Origin of the sequence: Corynebacterium sp. CCM 9204, from assembly GCF_041357695.1 — a bacterium.
Classification (GTDB): domain Bacteria; phylum Actinomycetota; class Actinomycetes; order Mycobacteriales; family Mycobacteriaceae; genus Corynebacterium.
The window spans coordinates 639,505-656,051 of record NZ_JAUERX010000001.1 but is presented as its reverse complement, the minus strand read 5'-3'; the positions used below and the strand labels follow the sequence as shown (position 1 = coordinate 656,051).

Below are 16,547 nucleotides of genomic sequence, written 5' to 3'. Positions count from 1 at the left end.
CGGAAAGGTAGTGGGATGACCCTTCTCAGTGAAAAGAATCCGCGCCTACACCTCTGGTGCAGGAATGATGTCTCGTACAGCCTCACGCGCGGCAGTTGCCCCCTCCGCAGCAAGTGCAGCCTCAGCGGCACGGACACACGTCGCCAAATCAACCTCAGCGAGTTGCGCACCGACACCTGCAAGAGCAGTCGACGCAGCGGACAAAGAGTTGACACCGAGGCCCGTCAGGACGCAGGCGAGCATGGGGTCCGCAGCAGCTTCACCACAGACACCAACCGGTGTACCTGTCTTCTTCCCCTCATCACAGGTCATCTTGATCAGACGGAGTACAGCGGGTTGCCATGGGTCAGTGAGGTAGGCAAGTTGCGGTGACATCCGGTCAGCGGCCATCGCGTACTGGGTGAGATCGTTCGTACCAATGGACACAAAATCCAGGTGCGGCATGATCTTATCGGCCATCAGAGCTGCAGCGGGCACCTCAATCATCGCGCCAGCGGTAAGGCCACGCTCGGCACACAGACCCGCGAACCATTTCGCTTCCTTCGCAGTGGCAACCATCGGAGCCATCACCCAGGTCGGGGAACCTTCGCCTCGTCCGAGTTTGTCCGCCGCCAACGCGATAGCGTCGAGCTGGCGGATCAGCAACCCCTCGTTTGCCCGAGCGATCCGTAGACCACGAACACCTAGCGCCGGATTCATTTCATCAGCGAGTGTGGCGAAGGCGACAGGCTTATCCGATCCAGCATCAAGTGAACGAACGACAACCTTCGACTCGGGGAAGGCCTCGAGAACCTTAGTGTAGACAGCAGCTTGTTCCTCCACTGACGGCTCCGAGGTTGCGGAAAGGAAACACATCTCGGTACGGAAGAGGCCAATACCCTCGGCTTCGGTCTTGGCGGCCGTAGCGGCAGCCTTACCGTCCTGGACGTTAGCCAAGAGCTGTACCCGGTGCCCGTCGCTGGTCTTCGCCGGGCCACGCCACAGCGCGACCTTCTCTGCGAGTGCCTTGGACTCAGCAACCTTGCGCTTCGCCGAATCAGGTTCAACCCCAACCGCAATGGTTCCCTCAACGCCGTCAACTAGCACCATTTCTCCCGCCCCGATCTTGTTCAGATCCGTTCCGACAGCAACGATACAAGGGACATTCAGCTGACGGGCGATGATCGCGGTATGGCTGGTGGGACCACCGAGTTCGGTGACGAGAGCTGTGAACATCGTTGTATCGAGCGCTGCGGTATCAGCCGGTGACAGATCATCAGCAAAGAGCACAACCTCCCCGTCAACCTCGGGCAGACCAGGCTCATCCTCACCTCGGATCTGTGCGATGGTCCTGTCCCTGATGTCCCGCAGATCAGTGACGCGCTCCGCCATGATTCCCCCCGCCGCCTCGAACATCGAAATGAACTTGGTCGTCGCGGCGACAACGGCATAGTCAGCCGGATGCCCGGCAGCCGTGTTCTTCTTCACGGCCTTACGCCATCCACGGTCGCGAACCAAGCCGGCAGTCGCGCTGAGGACTTCGCTGGCAGCTCCAACAGCGCGTTCGCCGCGATCAGCGAGACGGTCCGCAACTGCATCCGCTGCCGCAACGAAACGCTCATATTCGGCGTCACGCTGATCTTCGCTGACCTGGGCGCCCGCCTGCGGAAGCTTCGGGCGCGGCTTGATCCACACAGCCTTGGCGAACCGGATCCCCGGTACGACCGCCGTGCCGTGCAGGACAAAGTCCTTCGTGTCTTCTGTCACATTTTCCATATTCTATCCCCTGTCCTCACTTTTACGTCAGTGCTTTCGAAGATACCACCCGGCACACAACAACGCTGTGAGTTCCCACATTTTCACAAATGCGAACGGGACAAATCGGGCAGAATACGACACCGGGAACGAAGGAAACACCACCGTATCCATACTAATTTCGGGATTCCTGCCCGCATACCCCCGATATCACCAGAAGTGGAGCAGCGACGTCCTCGTCCACGGTGAGGACATCATGGATAGAACAGCCCGAACCCGTTAAAACAGTTACCCGGACCCCCTGCTACGGTTATTCCAACTTCAACAGAACGCTCCGAAATTCCCGGTCCGCACGGTGCATCCCCGTTTATCACAACGGTCATGACTGAATCCCGTGAGTATCCGTTGAACAACCTGCTGCCGCATGATGACGCTTCGTCCTAACTGTCGGCCGCTTCGCGCGTCTACCGATCCAACATAAGGTCTCCCCGTTGATTCTCACCCTCACCCCGAATCCCAGCATCGATCTGAGTTTGAGTCTTCCGGCACCCCTGCAGCCCGGGGAAGTACAGCGACTGGCATCGGTGACCCAGGCGCCGGGGGGAAAAGGAATCAACGTTTCCCATGCCTGTCACTCAGCGGGCGTTCCCACCCTGGCCCTGTTTCCGGCACCGTCAGAGGGTACGTTTGTTCGTCTCATGGCACGCACACGAGTCCCGTATCGCATTATTCGCGGTGGATTCTCCGTTCGGACGAACACAACGATCACGGAACCCGATGGTACAACGACCAAACTCAATGGCCCGGGTAATCCATTATCTCCTTCGGCGGTCAAGGCAGTTGAAGAGGCGCTCATCATCGCCGCAGGTGCCGCAGACTGGGTCGTGCTCAGCGGTTCGCTACCGGCCGGAGCTCCACATGGCTGGTATCAGCACCTTCTCGGACTAGTCCGAGAGACCTTCCCTAAGGTTCCTGTCGCGGTTGACACCTCAGATCGTCCGCTACTGGAACTCGCGGACCGAATTCGTGACGGAGCACCAGCACCAACTCTCATCAAACCCAACGGACACGAACTCGGCCAGATCACCGGTATCGACGGAACGAAGATAGAACGTTCGGCCACCGTCGGAGATTTTTCACCGGCAGTCGACGGAGCGCTGCAGGTTCTGGGATATGGAGTGGAGAGAGTTCTTGTGACGCTGGGAGCCGCCGGAGCAGTACTCGTGACCGCAGAGGGGGCCTGGACGACGCCCTCGCCTACTGTGAAGCCTGTTTCCACGGTGGGGGCCGGCGACTGCACGCTTGCGGGGTACCTGATGGCGGAATCGCGTGGCGCAACTCCGCCTGTGGCTCTCGCCGAAGCCGTAGCACTCGGAGCCGCAGCAGCGTCACTACCCGGTACCTCGATCCCAATTCCAGGAATGATTACCCCAGATCCGGGCCTCGTACGCGTATACCGCTGATTCAAGATCACAGATCTGCTGCCGGAGCACCCTAATGCCCGGTCTATGCGATTACCCCGCCAGCAATCCGGAAAACCGGCCTGACCTCACCGAAGAGGATGATGTCAATAGTGTCGTGGACAACGTGATGCACCCGATTGTGGCGATCATCGCTATCCAATGCGTATTGTTGTACCCGGTACCTCTCCGAATACAGGGTCAGATTTGTTTTCCGTCTCCCCGTGAACGGCAGGGGTTCACACACAGCTAAGGACCCACTTCGCCCGTGCCCCGTGCACGCGGTAAGAAAGGACTGCCACATGGCTTCCAAGACCGTTACCGTCGGATCCTCCGTCGGACTCCACGCCCGCCCTGCAACCATCGTCGCCGAAGCGGCCGCTGAGTTCGACGAGGATATTTTCCTCTCCCTCGAAGGCGAAGAAGACGAGGATCCGGCAGAAGCCGCATCCTCCATGATGATCATGGCCATGGGAGCGAACTCCGGAGACCGTGTCACCGTCACCTCGGAGAACGCGGAGGCCGTGGAAAAGATCGCGGCTCTGATCGAGAAGGACCTCGACGCCTGATCTGATTCAACCCCGGTGCCGAAGGCACCGTGAAATGACCCCGCACCTCACCGTGACGGGGTCATTTCACATGCTCGATGAAAAACAAAATCAAGATGTCAGACGAATTGTCCTTCGCCTATCCGCTGGTAGAGCCGCTTCAGAACCGGATATACGATGATGATTCCGGCTGAACCCCAGGCAATCCCCTGAAGCTCAAGTCCGAACACACTCAGGGTGAGATTACCGATACCAGCGATCATCGCCACTGCCGCAGCCATGAGATTGACGGGATTACTGAAATCGACCCGGTTATCCTGCCATATCCGAACCCCCAGCATTCCGATAAGGCCATAGAGCACAATGGTGGCTCCACCCATGACGCCCCCGGGAACCGTGTTGATCAACGCACCGAACTTGGGGATGAACGCAAGTGCCACCGCAGTGAGGGCCGCCACCCAGTAGGCAGCCGTGGAGTACACCCTGGTGGCTGCCATAACTCCAATGTTCTCGGCGTAGGTGGTCGTACCAGAACCCCCGAAGCCACCCGCGAGTGTGGTAGCCAGACCATCTGCGATCAGCGCATCTCCCGCGAGATCATCCATATCCCGACTGGTCATCGCCGATACTGCTTTGACGTGACCGACATTCTCCGCGATCAATACGATCACCACGGGCAGCGTAACCAGTACCGCAGATAACTGGAATGAAGGGGCATGGAAAGTAGGGGTACCGATCCAATTAGCTGCCTGAACCGCTTCCGCAGCTCCGTCGCGGAGCTGCCCGGTGACCGCCGCGAACACCCAACCGACAATGACACCAATGAGAATTCCCAGTCGTGCCACCATTCCACGACCAGCTACCGAACAAAGGAGGATTACGACGAGAGTAACGCCTGCGACGCCGGGTTGCATCGCAAAATCTGATGCTGCGACCGGCGCAAGATTCAACCCGATCAATGCGACAATGGCACCGGTAACCGCAGGTGGCATGACTGCATCGAGGACTCGTTTTCCCGCAACCTTAACGATGACTCCCGCACCGGCAAGCACGAGTCCCGCAACGATGATACTACCGAGTTGGACACCGATCCCCTCTCCTTGTGTGGCAATGAGGGGCGCGATGAAAGCGAATGAACTCCCCAGATAGCTGGGGAGTCGGTTGTGCGTGATCACAAGGAAAAGAATGGTTCCCAATCCAGAGAACAAAAGGGTCGTGTTGACTGGAAAACCGGTCAGGGCGGGAACGAGAAGTGTGGCACCAAACATGGCGATCACATGCTGCATGCCGATCCCGATGGTGCGCGGCCAACTCAGCCTCTCATCAGGGTTGACGACTGCGCCGGGGCTGATTTTTCTGCCGTCACCATGGACGGTCCATCCGATTATTTGACTCACAACGTGCCATTATCCGCCGCGACGACCCTTGCAAGCAATCTGCCCCACCCCCAGGCAACGTTAAGTGAGCTTTCAGGGTGGGGTAGATCTATCGACAGCCACTATCTGTCGAAGGGGCGGGCATTTTCGATCCTCCGTGCAGTTTCGATGACTGCTGCGGTGTCCGTGTCGACGGCATCGACTGTCACCGCATACTTTCCGAAGACATCAACAGCGAGGTTCTGTGTAACGGGAATAAGGGGAATCGTCACACGTGCAGCACCACCAGCCGTGACATCCGCTAATCCGACAGCTCTGCCGACGAGGGCCACAGCGCCCTGCGCAGCAACCTGGTCCCGCATCTTTCCGACGATCGTACGTGCACGCTCAAGAACCTCCGCTGATTCCCGAAAACTCATCGGCGGGTTCACCCCCTCATCCAGAAGGCTGTGTCCATAGGGGGCGGACTCAGGATGTTGGCGATAATATTCGACGAGATCCTGCAGGTCAGTCAGCCGTCCTGACGGGTTATCGGCGAAATACGTCTCCATCGACGGGCCGACGCCTGCGACAAGTGCGTCGATGAATGGCAGATTTTTGAGTTCCTCGATACTCTGCTGCAGCTCAGGACTCGGTTCCAGGACAGAGATGCGGGTTCTCCCGAGAGCCTCGATGAGGACAGGATCAAGGCCCATGTCAATCACCCTAATCTCGGCTTCAGAGCGCCGCTGCGGTTCAATTCCACAGGCCGCCCGAAACCCGATAGAAAGATCGGAGACACTTCTACCGAAGACCCCGGGAGAGTCGACACGGTCATCGATGGGAACGATTCCCCTGATATCACATTCTCCATGCCCCGCTTTTGCTCCGTAGACCCCGGCAACCACCGCCGGTGAAATCACCGAGCCTTGGGTCTCCGTACCGAATGTCAGATCAGCGTAATCGAGTGCGATCGCTGTTGCCGACCCTGTGGAACTTCCGGACGGGTCCCGGTTAAGCGGGTCTCGGGCATCCAGTGCCTGACCACCTACGGCGCTGAATCCGTTGGGCCCATCCGGGGTGAGGAAATTAGCAAATTCACTGAGGTTTGTGCGGCCCACGACAATGGCACCCGCATTCTTCAGTCCACCGACCAGCTCTGAATCACGTTCCGCCACAGCAGAGTGAAGTGCCCGTGAACCGGAGTCATTGGGAAGTCCTTCAACCGCAATATTTCCCTTGACCAGAACAATCGCACCCCGTAACGGAGACTCGGCACTGGGACCAACGCCCTTGGCATCGAGATCGGCCGCTACCTCAATCGCACCGGGATCAAGATCAAGCACCGCTCGATAGTAACTGTTGCTCTTCTTTATCTGGGCGACATAGTAAGCGAGCGCCTCAGTATTGGTAATACCAAGGTTTCGGCGGGCCTGCGCCCGGCCCATGAGATCCCGTCCTTCGAAAGCCATGGCAATCTCATTGCGCCTAATGTCGCTCAACTCCGAGAGAATCGTGTCAAAGGGCGCATAGTCGACCTCACTCTGACCAGCATAGGTGTTCGTCTCCTCATCCAGAGCGAAATCACCGTCCACTCGACGCTGAAGGGATCCGTCGCCCCGACTGAGGACGTTATAGGTGATGACGCCACTCACGATAATGACACTGATCGCTATGACCGCGGCAACGACTCTGGTAATCGTAAGCATTATCCAGCTCATTTCTGGGGATGTTTTGGCTTTCTTTCCGGAACGGGGAACCGCTTGACGCTGAAGCCAGAGAGGTCTCCGCAACCAACTACGTTTCTACCCGCTACCTCGGGATACTGTTCGCTGGTCGACTGTCCCGTGATCTTCCGGCAACTACATCACCGCTGTGGTGGTGTCATCAGGAGCGGTAAACTCCGCCAGCTCGGCTGCCACAGACTGCGGCAACCGTACATCCACAAGAGTTCCCGATTCCCCATAGGTCTCCGAAAGAACGGTGCCCTGTTCGTGCAGGCGCGCGACAACGTCCCCTCGGCTGAATGGGATACTGAGTTTGACGTGCGCATCAAGTGAATTGAGGAAAGCCTCCACCCTTTGCTCTAATTCAGGAATCCCTTCGCCGGTCAGGGCGGAAACAAAAACAACATCATCGAGAGCATGCCGAAGTTCCGCAATCACCAGGGGATCCGCAGCATCGATCTTGTTTACGACGATCAGCTCCGGAGGCGCCGGAACATCAAGTTCACGGATGATCTCGGTTATGACATTGTTTACGGCCTCGATCTGCTTGAGCGGGAACGGATCAGCTCCATCGACGACGTGCAGGACGAGATCGGCCTCAACGACTTCTTCGAGTGTCGAGCGGAATGCTTCGACCAACTGGGTGGGCAAATGTCGAACGAATCCAACGGTATCCGTAAACACCACACCACGCCCGTCCGCGAGTTCCGCCCGTCGGGTTGTGGGATCAAGGGTGGCGAAGAGAGCATCCTCGACCAGAACACCTGCACCGGTCATCGCGTTGATCAACGAAGATTTACCAGCATTGGTGTATCCGGCGATGGCTATCTGGGGGATCGTGGAATTGCGCCGCTTCGCGCGTTTCACGTCCCGGGATGTCTTCATTCCAGAGAGTTCCCGGCGTAATTTGGCCATGTCCTGGCGCAGCCTACGCCGATCCGTCTCGATCTTGGTCTCACCCGGACCACGCAGCCCGACCCCTCCGTTGGATCCTGCCCGGCCACCCGCCTGCCGAGAAAGCGCCGAACCCCAGCCTCGGACCCTGGTTATCAGATATTCCATCTGCGCCAGGGAAACCTGTGCCTTACCCTCCTTCGACTTCGCGTGCTGAGCGAAGATATCGAGGATGAGCATTGTGCGGTCGATCACTTTCACGTCGAGAGCTTTCTCGAGGGCTATGAGCTGACCCGATGAGAGTTCACCATCGCACACCACGGTGTCAGCACCCGTGGCGGTTACGATCTCCTTGAGCTCTCGTACTTTTCCTGACCCGATGAATGTTCCGGCGTCAGGACGGTCGCGTTTCTGATAGACCGTGTCGACTACCTCTGAGCCAGCAGTCTCGGCGAGTGCTTTGAGTTCCGCCATCGTAGCCTCGATCTCGGAGGTTGTCCCCTCCGTCCAGACTCCGACGAGGATGACCCGTTCCAGCCGGAGCTTCCGGTACTCGACGTCATAGCCGTCCGATTGCTCGGTGGTGTGGATATTCGCTCCACGCGTGAGATTCCTGAGACTCGTACGCGCCTCAAGATCCAATTCACCGGTTGTCGGCTGCTGGGCGTCGGAACCCGGATCAACGCTCGATGCACCATGACGAACGGACTCTAGGTCTGTCTCCACAGAGGGCCGAGCAGCGGGATCAACTCCACCGTCGTCGGGGGCATAGCCGCCGAGATGGTCCTTGAATGCGGCAGCGAGCAGGTCATCATTATTTCGTTCATTCATTATCGTCCATTGTTGCATAAAGCTACCGGGCACGGGGTCTACCCAGCCTGATCCCCGAGGCTGGACACAGCCCCTGAGCCATTCCGATGCCCGTCTGAAGCCAGACAGGTGCCCGAGCGGACTTCTGAGACCACCACCACCTAGAATCAGTGGCATGAGTGAAGATCTCGCAAGTATTGGACTGGGGTACGAGCGCTGGCAGGATGCCGTCGAGGCTGCGATAGCCTCTGGCCAATTGTCGGTGACCGGAGAGGTCCGTGGTGGACAGTTGATCCAGTTCACGGACCCGTCTGGTGCCTGCATCAACATTCTCGCTGTCGAGCCGTTCGCGACCTGGGCGGGGTTCCAGTCCACCACGGATGCCCTCGGACACGTGAACATGCTCACTGATGTCCTCGCCTTCTGCGATGTCGTCACCGGAGACGGCGAGCGGGTAGCATCAGTGACCGCAAATCTCGCACAGGGGCCGCTACTCGTCGACGAGAATGCGCAGCAGTGGCAGCAGCTTGCGATCACCGCACTCGGGGTCGACACCACCGTCTACGGTTCAGTCGAGGATTTCAAGGCGGAGCAGGGAGGCGAGGTTGGCATCCTGGTCAGCCACGGTGCCGCGATCGTTCTCTCCGGCGACGGTTCCCGCGCACCGGATGCTGCGGCAACCCTCATCGCAGAAATCCGCTCAGCTCATTACCGAACCACCGCGCTCTCCGGGCAACGGTTCATTCACTGCGACATCGAAGCCCCTTTTCCGATGGACCTATGTCTACCCGAAGCTCCGGAGCTCCCTGGCCCGGGTTCCATCGTCGCGGGCACCGTCATGTTGACCGCGTCGGTGAAGATGCCCTCTGGTTGTGGTTCCGGTGGCGGGGGCTGTGGTTGTGGTTCCGGTGGCTGCGGCTAGGTCTGATCAATCAGTACACACGACCCAGACGGTTTGACCTTCACCGTAGGATTCCCCGAGCAATGAGGATGTGAGCGACCATGGACGACAACGCACTCCCGGAAAGGAGTGGTAGAGCCATCCCTGTTCCGGTGTGGGCGCTCGCCGTGATCGGACTAATCTGTGTCTTGCTTGCCGTTGTAATGAAACTCGAGGGGATCATCCTCGGATTTCTCATCATATCGATGTCCTATTTCGTGCTCCGCCACCGTCCGGATGGCGCAGAGGCTGAGTCACTGGCCACCTCGATCAAGTTGTCGGCCGAGGACATCACTGATGTCATCGATGAGTTCGAGAGGTTCCTCCACGGAACTGATGCGGACTCCGTCGCTGATCGAACCCACAAGCGTCCCGCGCTGGCGGACCCGGACTGCAGTGAACCTGACATCGAACGGTTCTATTTCGAGTACGCCACCGCACGCCGATTCGTGTCCAGGCTCGACAAACGCCTGACTGCAGACCTCAGTGTCCCTCAGCTCGAGACCCTGCTCGGAGTCACCGACCGGAGAGCACTCGATCTACGCAAGGCGTGGGTACACGCCAAACGCGCGGCCCTCCGGCTGGGCACAGACTACGGTTCTTCGTGAAACCACCTCTAGGATGTTCCCATGACGCATCCCGAAGATTTCCACCCGAGTTCCGGGAACGAGCCCGCACGCGGTTCAATCCCCACGGCACTCGCTGACATCCCCGACGGCAACGGCGTCGCCATCTTCGCTCTCTGCATCACCGGCATTCTCGGAGTGGGTTTTCCGCTCATGCAGGAATTACCCCAGATCCAGTGGATCTTGTTCGGTGTCTCGACTGTCATCGGTTTGCTCGCTGTACGCAGGGCACGTCAGATACCTCAAGGACAGCAAGGCCGACGACTTCTGATGTCCATCGCAGCGGTCGTGATCTCACTCTTCATGCTCGCCTTCACGGTGTGGCTGGAGTTTCACGTCATCCGCGGCGGCAACCCGATTCCGGGGCTGGAACCATTCGTCGCAGTTCCAGGTCAGAGCAAACCCTGAACTTAATTTTTCGCCCCGCCATAGGGAGAGATTCAACCACCATGCGATGATCCCGTCGGGAATTGGTAGGAGCTGTCCCGATCAGTAATCCTGCGCAGACCCGAGCGCATTCGGTTCGAAGGTACCTTCGGCGACAATCCGGGAAGGGCCGGTCAGCGTTGAACCATCCTCGCGGACCTCAACTCTGATCTCGCCACCGGGAACCACCACGATCACGTCACCGGTGACTTGACCCGCATCCGCCAGAGCCGCGACGGCGGCGGCCACCGTGCCGGTGCCACAGGACAAGGTTTCCCCCGCTCCTCGTTCATGAACCCGCATATAAATTTTTCCGTCGCTGAGTTCGGTGAGGATCTCCACATTCGCGCCTTCCGGGAAAAAATCTCCGTCGAGGGATACCGGTTGTGCCACAGGGAGTTCCGCCAGCGTCTCCCGATCAAGGCCCGGAAGGACACAGGCCAGATGGGGATTGCCCATGTCGACGCCGATTCCACCGAACCGTTGTCCCGCAATATCGCAGGTGCTCACCCCAGTAACCTCCGGTACCCCCATCTCGACGGTAATTTCCGCCACCGTGCCGTCGTATCGAACGATCCGGACGGCTTTGCTCCCGGCGCGGGTGCCGACCCGAAACGTATCTTCTGCGACGGCTCCGTTGAAGCGGAGCCAGTGGGCGAACACCCTTACTCCGTTACCGCACATCTCAGCTACGGTTCCATCGGCGTTGCGATAGTCCATGAACCAGTCATCGTCCTGGATACCCTCGGACAGTGACTGCAGCACACCCGCGGCAGTCAGAGTCCCCGCGCGGGCGACGCGTAGGACACCGTCAGCGCCGATCCCACGACGGCGGTCACAGAGGGCACGAATCAGCTCGGGTGTGAGATCCACCCTAACGTCTGGGTCCGGCAGAATGATGAAGTCATTACCCGTACCGTGGCCCTTGGCGAAGGAGTATCTGTGTCGATGGTTCGTCATAGATCATGAGTCTAGTGATTGAAGTGCCTGATCCAGGGTGTCCCCCGCTGCATCCAACCAGACGGTCCTTGGATCCCGGTGGAACCAGCTCCGCTGGCGTCGGACGTAGCGACGAGTTCCGGTGATCGTACGTTCGACCATTTCCACGGCGTTTAGTTCCCCGCGCCAGTGGGCGAAGACCTGGGCGTATCCGATCGCTCGGCCGGCCGTGGACTCCGCTACGAGACCGTGCTCCCGCAGAGACTCGACCTCATCGACAAGCCCCCTGTCAAACATCTCGTGTGTTCGCTGCTCGATGCGTGGATTCAACCATTCCGGGTCGGTAGCGAGCCCGAGTATCCGGGTTCCCCAGCGGGGTGGAGCATCAATGGGGGGCTGAGAGGCGGAGAAGGGGCGCCCGGTCAATTCCACGACTTCCAGTGCACGTACCGTCCGTCTGGGGTCGTTGTTCTCGATCACCTCCGCAGCAGCGGGATCAATCTCGGCGAGCTCAGCGTGGAGTGCAGCCACACCGATTTCTTCCAGACGGCGCTGATACCGCGCCCGTATCGTGGGGTCGGTCGGTGGGAACGACCAGTCATCAACCAGCGCCTGGACGTAGAGCATCGAACCACCGACGAGCACCGGGGTCCGCCCCCGCGAGAGGATGTCCCGAACATCCGCGACCGCCTCACGTTGATAGCGCGCGACACTGGCATTCTCGGTGACGTCGAGAACGTCGATCTGATGATGGACGACGCCTTCCCGTTCCGTCATCGGTAACTTGGCGGTACCGATGTCCATGCCCCGGTATAGCTGCATGGAATCCACGTTCACCACCTCACCATCAAGGGCATGGGCGAGTGCGAGACCGAGCGCCGACTTCCCGGATGCGGTGGGGCCGACCACAGCTACGGGTGTATTTCGTGGACCTTTCATGCGGGCACCTCCCATTCAGCGACGTAGCGACCGACACCCAGTGTCGTGTCCGCAGCGAAGAGTTTTGCCCGAAGGGGCCGGATTTCAGCGAGTTCCATCCAGAGTCCAGGTTCGATGATTCCCCTTGTCCGGAGTCTGTCCGCATTTTCCGGAGCGGGTACCTTTCCCTGTAGTACCGCCCGGCACCAGGTGTCTGCCACCTCGGCGCCATCCACCAGCGCAAGAGGAGCTCGGGCAGTCAACCCGGCTGAGCCGTCGATGGCGATGATCGTGAGCACCCCGGGCGACGGAGTGCCCAGCTCCCCTCGGACATCGACAACGCGGTCCTGTGCATCTGGGCCTAGAAGGAAACGCTGGACCAGTTCCGGAAGATGGTTTCCTTCTCCAACCCGGATCTCGGGGGCTCCCCACGCGGCGAAAGATCCCCGGTGCCGGGTCCGCCACCGGTCATCTCGCGATCCGACGAGATGGATACGGGGTTCAGTGTACCGAGACAGAATACCCGTAATCTCTCCCCTCAGATTCGCACCGGCGGCATCTGCTCCGCCCGCTATCACGAGTGCGGGACTAGCCGGAACGATCACGAGAACGCAGCTCCGGTCTCTCAGAATGGGGGTGGTTGCTGTGCTCACAGAATCAGAGTAAACCACGTACTTCCCAAAGCAAGTGCCCCTGATGCTTCACGCTCTCGTCATACGAGCTGTATTCTCGAGGAGAGATACCCCCCTTGAGTATTCCCCTACCTTTCACGGCTGCCGTGTCGCGCGGCGATGATTCCCATAAGGACGTTGACCATGAGCACGAACTCCACTCCCAAGCCCGGCCCTCGACCGGGACCCCGGCCCGGAACGACACCGGCCACGCGTCCGAAGGCACCTGTCACACCACTCATCTCTCGTACGGATCCACGCAAGTGGGGTCGGGTGGATGAAACCGGCAACGTCTATGTCACCACCAGCACAGGTGAGCGCCTAGTCGGTTCCTGGCAGGCCGGTACCCCGGAGGAGGGACTGGCACACTACGGGATCCGGTTTGATGATCTCGCGACCGAGGTTGAGCTACTCGAGACCCGTCTGAAGGCTCACCCGGACGAAGCCCAGAATATCCGTGGCACCGCCATCCAGCTCCGGGATTCGCTCCCCACTGCTGCTGTCGTCGGGGATCTCGATACCCTCGAACAGCGGCTCATCAAGATCATCGACGAATCGGAGGTCGCTGACGAGAAGGCGAGGGCTGCCAAGGAGGAACGACGCGCGCAGGCGATAGCACGCAAAGAAGCGCTGGCGACGGAGGCCGAGGAGATCGGTGAAAACTCCACTGACTGGAAACCTGCCGGAGACCGGCTCCATGAAATCCTCACCGAATGGAAGTCGATCCGAGGCATCGACCGCAAGACAGATGATGCACTGTGGAAACGTTATTCCCGTGCACGGGACGCGTTCAATCGCCGTCGAGGATCTCACTTCGCCGAACTTGATCGTGGTCGGGCAGCCGCCCGACGTGCGAAGGAAGCGCTCGTGGAACGTGCGGAGATACTCAAGGATTCGACGGACTGGAACGAGACTGCACGCGCATTCCGTGATCTGATGAGTGAGTGGAAGGCTGCAGGCCGCGCACCCCGTGAAGTCGACGACAAACTGTGGGCACGGTTCAAGGGGGCCCAGGATCACTTCTTCGAAGCCCGGAATGCACTCAACGAGGAACGGGACCGGGAATTCGCGGAGAACGCCAGACTGAAGGATGAGCTTCTCGCAACTTATGATCCCCAAATCAATCCGGAGAAGGATCTCCAGGGTGCACGTGGGAAACTGCGCGAGCTCCAGGAGAAGTGGGAGGAGATCGGTTTCGTCCCCAGGACACGGTTGAAGGAGTTCGAGGAAAAGATCGCTCGGCTTGAACGACGCGTTTCGGATGCTGCGGACAACCAGTGGCGGAGGACCGACCCTGCTGCACAGGCCAGGGCAGCTCAATTCGCTGCGAAGGTCGAGGACTTCACTGCTCAGGCCGACGCTGCGGAGGCCCAGGGCAACACCGGTAAAGCCGAGAAGCTTCGTGCCCAGGCGGCACAGTGGTCTGAATGGGCGGAGGCCGCGAAGGCAGCCGTGGAGGAACGCTAGAGTCCACTCTCTCCCGGGGCACATGGACGGAAGATTAGACTCTCCTTCCATGCGCTCCGCCCTTTTCACCACGCCATGTATTGGTACGCCCCCGGACAATGCCTCCGATGCTGTCCGGCACTTGACCATGATGCTCGGTCTCCACGGTCAACAAGTCACAGGAACGACAGACGCCTCGGTATCAGTGGCTTCAGTTCTCAACGCCTTGTCCGATGGGCCGGATATACGTGTACTGGGTCTGATGATCGTCGATGACCAAGATCCCGATACCTCCGAAATCCTCAGTGCAGCTCCATTATCTCAACTCGGATACCCGCTGATCTCAGTCACCGGTGACGGTTCCGCACCAATGACTCTCGGGTGGGCCACGGTTTCCGTTCCGCTCCGGGAGAATCGGGATACATGTAGTGCCGAAATCACCCTCGACGTCTCATTCCTTCCGTTCCCGGGAGAATCGCTGACCGAAACCGGTGGAGGTATCGTCGACATGCTGGTGCGGGAGGTAGAAGACATATCCCGGACACTCGGACGCACAGTGATCCAGTTGAGACAACTCACGTATCCTCCAGGATCGTTCCCGGACCCTCTCGATCTCTCGTTCCGCAACCACGGGTTCACCCCTGTCCTCGTTGAAGAGCAGAGCCGGGTGACAATTCCCGCGCAGATCTCCGTTCCGGAGCCTCCGCCCGGATACACCGTGGAATCTGCCCGGGGGTTGATGCCCGACGGTGCTGACGCGCAGCTCATGAACGGACTCTGCCGTTTACTCACGGTCTTCTCCGCGGATGTCCCGACGGGAGAACTGGTCTCGCAGCCACAGGACTGGGACAGTGCACGTCTCGCCCGTGCTGATGCCGACACACGCGCCACGGGACGCGAGGTTCTCTGGGCGGTCGTACGAAACACGTCGGGAATACCCGTGGCCGCATCGGCCTTGTCCAGACATCCGGAAGATACTGCTGGTGCCGCAGCGCAGATCCTCACCGTTGTGGATCCCGCGTATCGGAGAAGGGGATTCGCCAGGATCGTGAAGAGCATGCTCGCCCGCACCGCCCGAGATACCGGGATAAACCGGATCCACACATCAACCGTTGAAACCGTGGCCCCGATCCGGATACTCAATGCAGAGTGGAATGCGGAGACACTCGCACGGAGCGTCTACTGGCAGAAGCATCTGACCGAGGGCGGGTGAACTTCAGACAGTTCCTTCGACGGATCCCTCCGGTCGTTTCCGACCCTCCTGGCGTGCGCGATCCCGATTAGCACGGCGTCGTTTCGCAGCACGGGACCGCCGATCATCCGAGTAGACATCGTGACTGTCGCGCTCAACCGCGGCGGCGAGAAGTTCCTGCTGGACCTTATGCACCGTATTCTCCTGGGGTGTTTCCCGGCGGGCTTCAGCAAGAGCAATCTGGAAGTTGGAGCGCCGGAGCACGATCCGGGTCAATGCCAACGCCACCAGTGTAACGCTGACTGCACCGAGAACCAGACCATACGAAGGACCGACTCCGGGTTCCGTCGGAGGTCGCGACTGGCGCATCCAGATAGCGAACAGCGAATAAAACATGCATGTACCAGAGAAGAACCAGGCGAGGTAAGCGATCAACGCGGAACGGGTAATTATCGTGGCGCCGGTAAGCAGAAGTACACCAACAACACCCGTCCACACGTAGATCCGCTCCGGCCATGTCGTGACGAAGTTCTTTGCCGTATCCGAGAAGAACAACACATCCAACCCAAGCACTTGACCGGAGTGCGGAAGAAAGAGCGACATGAGAAAAGCGACCATCCCCACCCCCAGCAGAACCTGCTGTGTTCCGAGATCGAGAATCCGTGCAGCACGGCGTTCTGCACCAGGCAGATCGTCCATGTAGGGCGCCAGCTTCTCTTGACGCAGCCGCCGACGCCGGTCTTCCGTCGATTCCCCCCCTTGATCGTTCGAGGAACTCTCCGGGGAACTGTTTCTGTCGCTCACGACGTCGGATACTCCTTCACAAAACATTTTTTATCGGGGTACGGACACGTCCGACTA

General features: G+C 59.4%; 15 protein-coding genes. 7 read left to right on the top strand and 8 right to left on the bottom strand.

Annotation, left to right across the window (positions count from 1 at the left end; translation table 11 throughout):
• Positions 1-45 precede the first annotated feature (45 nt).
• Positions 46-1,755 (bottom strand): phosphoenolpyruvate--protein phosphotransferase, encoded by a 1,710-nt coding sequence (gene ptsP / locus QWU43_RS02875; RefSeq protein ID WP_370914011.1) that lies wholly within the window; start codon positions 1,753-1,755, stop codon positions 46-48.
• A 470-nt stretch (positions 1,756-2,225) separates the two neighbouring features.
• Between ptsP and QWU43_RS02870 the strand changes: the two genes are divergently transcribed.
• On the top strand, positions 2,226-3,197 hold the full coding sequence (locus QWU43_RS02870) for a 1-phosphofructokinase family hexose kinase (RefSeq protein ID WP_370917072.1): 972 nt from the start codon (positions 2,226-2,228) through the stop codon (positions 3,195-3,197).
• A gap of 299 nt (positions 3,198-3,496) precedes the next feature.
• Positions 3,497-3,763 (top strand): HPr family phosphocarrier protein, encoded by a 267-nt coding sequence (locus QWU43_RS02865; protein WP_370914009.1) that lies wholly within the window; start codon positions 3,497-3,499, stop codon positions 3,761-3,763.
• A 98-nt stretch (positions 3,764-3,861) separates the two neighbouring features.
• Here the strand turns inward: QWU43_RS02865 and QWU43_RS02860 are convergent, their stop codons facing one another.
• The 3 genes from QWU43_RS02860 to hflX form a co-directional block, all read right to left on the bottom strand.
• Positions 3,862-5,139 carry a uracil-xanthine permease family protein gene (locus QWU43_RS02860; protein ID WP_370917071.1) on the bottom strand — a complete coding sequence of 426 codons (1,278 nt, stop codon included), beginning with the start codon at positions 5,137-5,139 and terminating at the stop codon, positions 3,862-3,864.
• A 101-nt stretch (positions 5,140-5,240) separates the two neighbouring features.
• On the bottom strand, positions 5,241-6,806 hold the full coding sequence (locus QWU43_RS02855) for an amidase family protein (RefSeq protein ID WP_370917070.1): 1,566 nt from the start codon (positions 6,804-6,806) through the stop codon (positions 5,241-5,243).
• A 153-nt stretch (positions 6,807-6,959) separates the two neighbouring features.
• Positions 6,960-8,567, bottom strand: coding sequence for a GTPase HflX (gene hflX / locus QWU43_RS02850; protein ID WP_370914294.1), 1,608 nt, complete (start codon positions 8,565-8,567; stop codon positions 6,960-6,962).
• A gap of 136 nt (positions 8,568-8,703) precedes the next feature.
• Here hflX and QWU43_RS02845 point away from each other — a divergent pair, with 136 nt between their 5' ends.
• The 3 genes from QWU43_RS02845 to QWU43_RS02835 all read left to right on the top strand — a co-directional run bounded on the left by QWU43_RS02845 (position 8,704) and on the right by QWU43_RS02835 (position 10,502).
• Positions 8,704-9,450: a hypothetical protein gene (locus QWU43_RS02845; RefSeq protein ID WP_370914006.1), complete on the top strand. Its 747-nt coding sequence runs from the start codon at positions 8,704-8,706 to the stop codon at positions 9,448-9,450.
• An 80-nt stretch (positions 9,451-9,530) separates the two neighbouring features.
• On the top strand, positions 9,531-10,076 hold the full coding sequence (locus tag QWU43_RS02840) for a hypothetical protein (RefSeq protein WP_370914005.1): 546 nt from the start codon (positions 9,531-9,533) through the stop codon (positions 10,074-10,076).
• Positions 10,077-10,097: 21 nt separating this feature from the next.
• Positions 10,098-10,502, top strand: coding sequence for a hypothetical protein (locus QWU43_RS02835; RefSeq protein ID WP_370914004.1), 405 nt, complete (start codon positions 10,098-10,100; stop codon positions 10,500-10,502).
• Positions 10,503-10,583: 81 nt separating this feature from the next.
• Here the strand turns inward: QWU43_RS02835 and dapF are convergent, their stop codons facing one another.
• From dapF to QWU43_RS02820, 3 genes are read right to left on the bottom strand one after another with little or no spacing between them, the layout of a single operon-like run.
• The gene (gene dapF, locus QWU43_RS02830) at positions 10,584-11,480 is read right to left on the bottom strand and encodes a diaminopimelate epimerase (protein WP_370917069.1); all 897 of its coding nucleotides are present in this window, start codon (positions 11,478-11,480) and stop codon (positions 10,584-10,586) included.
• A gap of 3 nt (positions 11,481-11,483) precedes the next feature.
• Positions 11,484-12,398 carry a tRNA (adenosine(37)-N6)-dimethylallyltransferase MiaA gene (gene miaA, locus QWU43_RS02825; RefSeq protein ID WP_370914002.1) on the bottom strand — a complete coding sequence of 305 codons (915 nt, stop codon included), beginning with the start codon at positions 12,396-12,398 and terminating at the stop codon, positions 11,484-11,486.
• Positions 12,395-13,030 (bottom strand): hypothetical protein, encoded by a 636-nt coding sequence (locus QWU43_RS02820; protein ID WP_370914001.1) that lies wholly within the window; start codon positions 13,028-13,030, stop codon positions 12,395-12,397. The genes miaA and QWU43_RS02820 overlap by 4 nt, the downstream gene beginning before the upstream one ends.
• Before the next feature lie 162 nt (positions 13,031-13,192).
• Between QWU43_RS02820 and QWU43_RS02815 the strand changes: the two genes are divergently transcribed.
• The gene (locus QWU43_RS02815) at positions 13,193-14,515 is read left to right on the top strand and encodes a DUF349 domain-containing protein (RefSeq protein ID WP_370914000.1); all 1,323 of its coding nucleotides are present in this window, start codon (positions 13,193-13,195) and stop codon (positions 14,513-14,515) included.
• Between the two features lie 49 nt (positions 14,516-14,564).
• Positions 14,565-15,707 (top strand): GNAT family N-acetyltransferase, encoded by a 1,143-nt coding sequence (locus QWU43_RS02810; protein WP_370917068.1) that lies wholly within the window; start codon positions 14,565-14,567, stop codon positions 15,705-15,707.
• 3 nt (positions 15,708-15,710) lie between these two features.
• Here QWU43_RS02810 and QWU43_RS02805 read toward each other — a convergent pair whose 3' ends face one another.
• Complete coding sequence (locus tag QWU43_RS02805; RefSeq protein ID WP_370913998.1) at positions 15,711-16,490, bottom strand: hypothetical protein; 780 nt, start codon at positions 16,488-16,490, stop codon at positions 15,711-15,713.
• Between the last annotated feature and the right edge of the window lie 57 nt (positions 16,491-16,547).

What these genes read in the sequence shown, in the direction of transcription:
- ptsP (WP_370914011.1), bottom strand. Translation starts at nt 1,755, where the DNA reads ATGGAAAATGTGACAGAAGACACGAAGGACTTTGTCCTGCACGGCACG.
- QWU43_RS02865 (WP_370914009.1), top strand. Translation starts at nt 3,497, where the DNA reads ATGGCTTCCAAGACCGTTACCGTCGGATCCTCCGTCGGACTCCACGCC.
- QWU43_RS02855 (WP_370917070.1), bottom strand. Translation starts at nt 6,806, where the DNA reads ATGCTTACGATTACCAGAGTCGTTGCCGCGGTCATAGCGATCAGTGTC.
- hflX (WP_370914294.1), bottom strand. Translation starts at nt 8,567, where the DNA reads ATGCAACAATGGACGATAATGAATGAACGAAATAATGATGACCTGCTC.
- QWU43_RS02845 (WP_370914006.1), top strand. Translation starts at nt 8,704, where the DNA reads ATGAGTGAAGATCTCGCAAGTATTGGACTGGGGTACGAGCGCTGGCAG.
- QWU43_RS02840 (WP_370914005.1), top strand. Translation starts at nt 9,531, where the DNA reads ATGGACGACAACGCACTCCCGGAAAGGAGTGGTAGAGCCATCCCTGTT.
- QWU43_RS02835 (WP_370914004.1), top strand. Translation starts at nt 10,098, where the DNA reads ATGACGCATCCCGAAGATTTCCACCCGAGTTCCGGGAACGAGCCCGCA.
- dapF (WP_370917069.1), bottom strand. Translation starts at nt 11,480, where the DNA reads ATGACGAACCATCGACACAGATACTCCTTCGCCAAGGGCCACGGTACG.
- miaA (WP_370914002.1), bottom strand. Translation starts at nt 12,398, where the DNA reads ATGAAAGGTCCACGAAATACACCCGTAGCTGTGGTCGGCCCCACCGCA.
- QWU43_RS02815 (WP_370914000.1), top strand. Translation starts at nt 13,193, where the DNA reads ATGAGCACGAACTCCACTCCCAAGCCCGGCCCTCGACCGGGACCCCGG.
- QWU43_RS02810 (WP_370917068.1), top strand. Translation starts at nt 14,565, where the DNA reads ATGCGCTCCGCCCTTTTCACCACGCCATGTATTGGTACGCCCCCGGAC.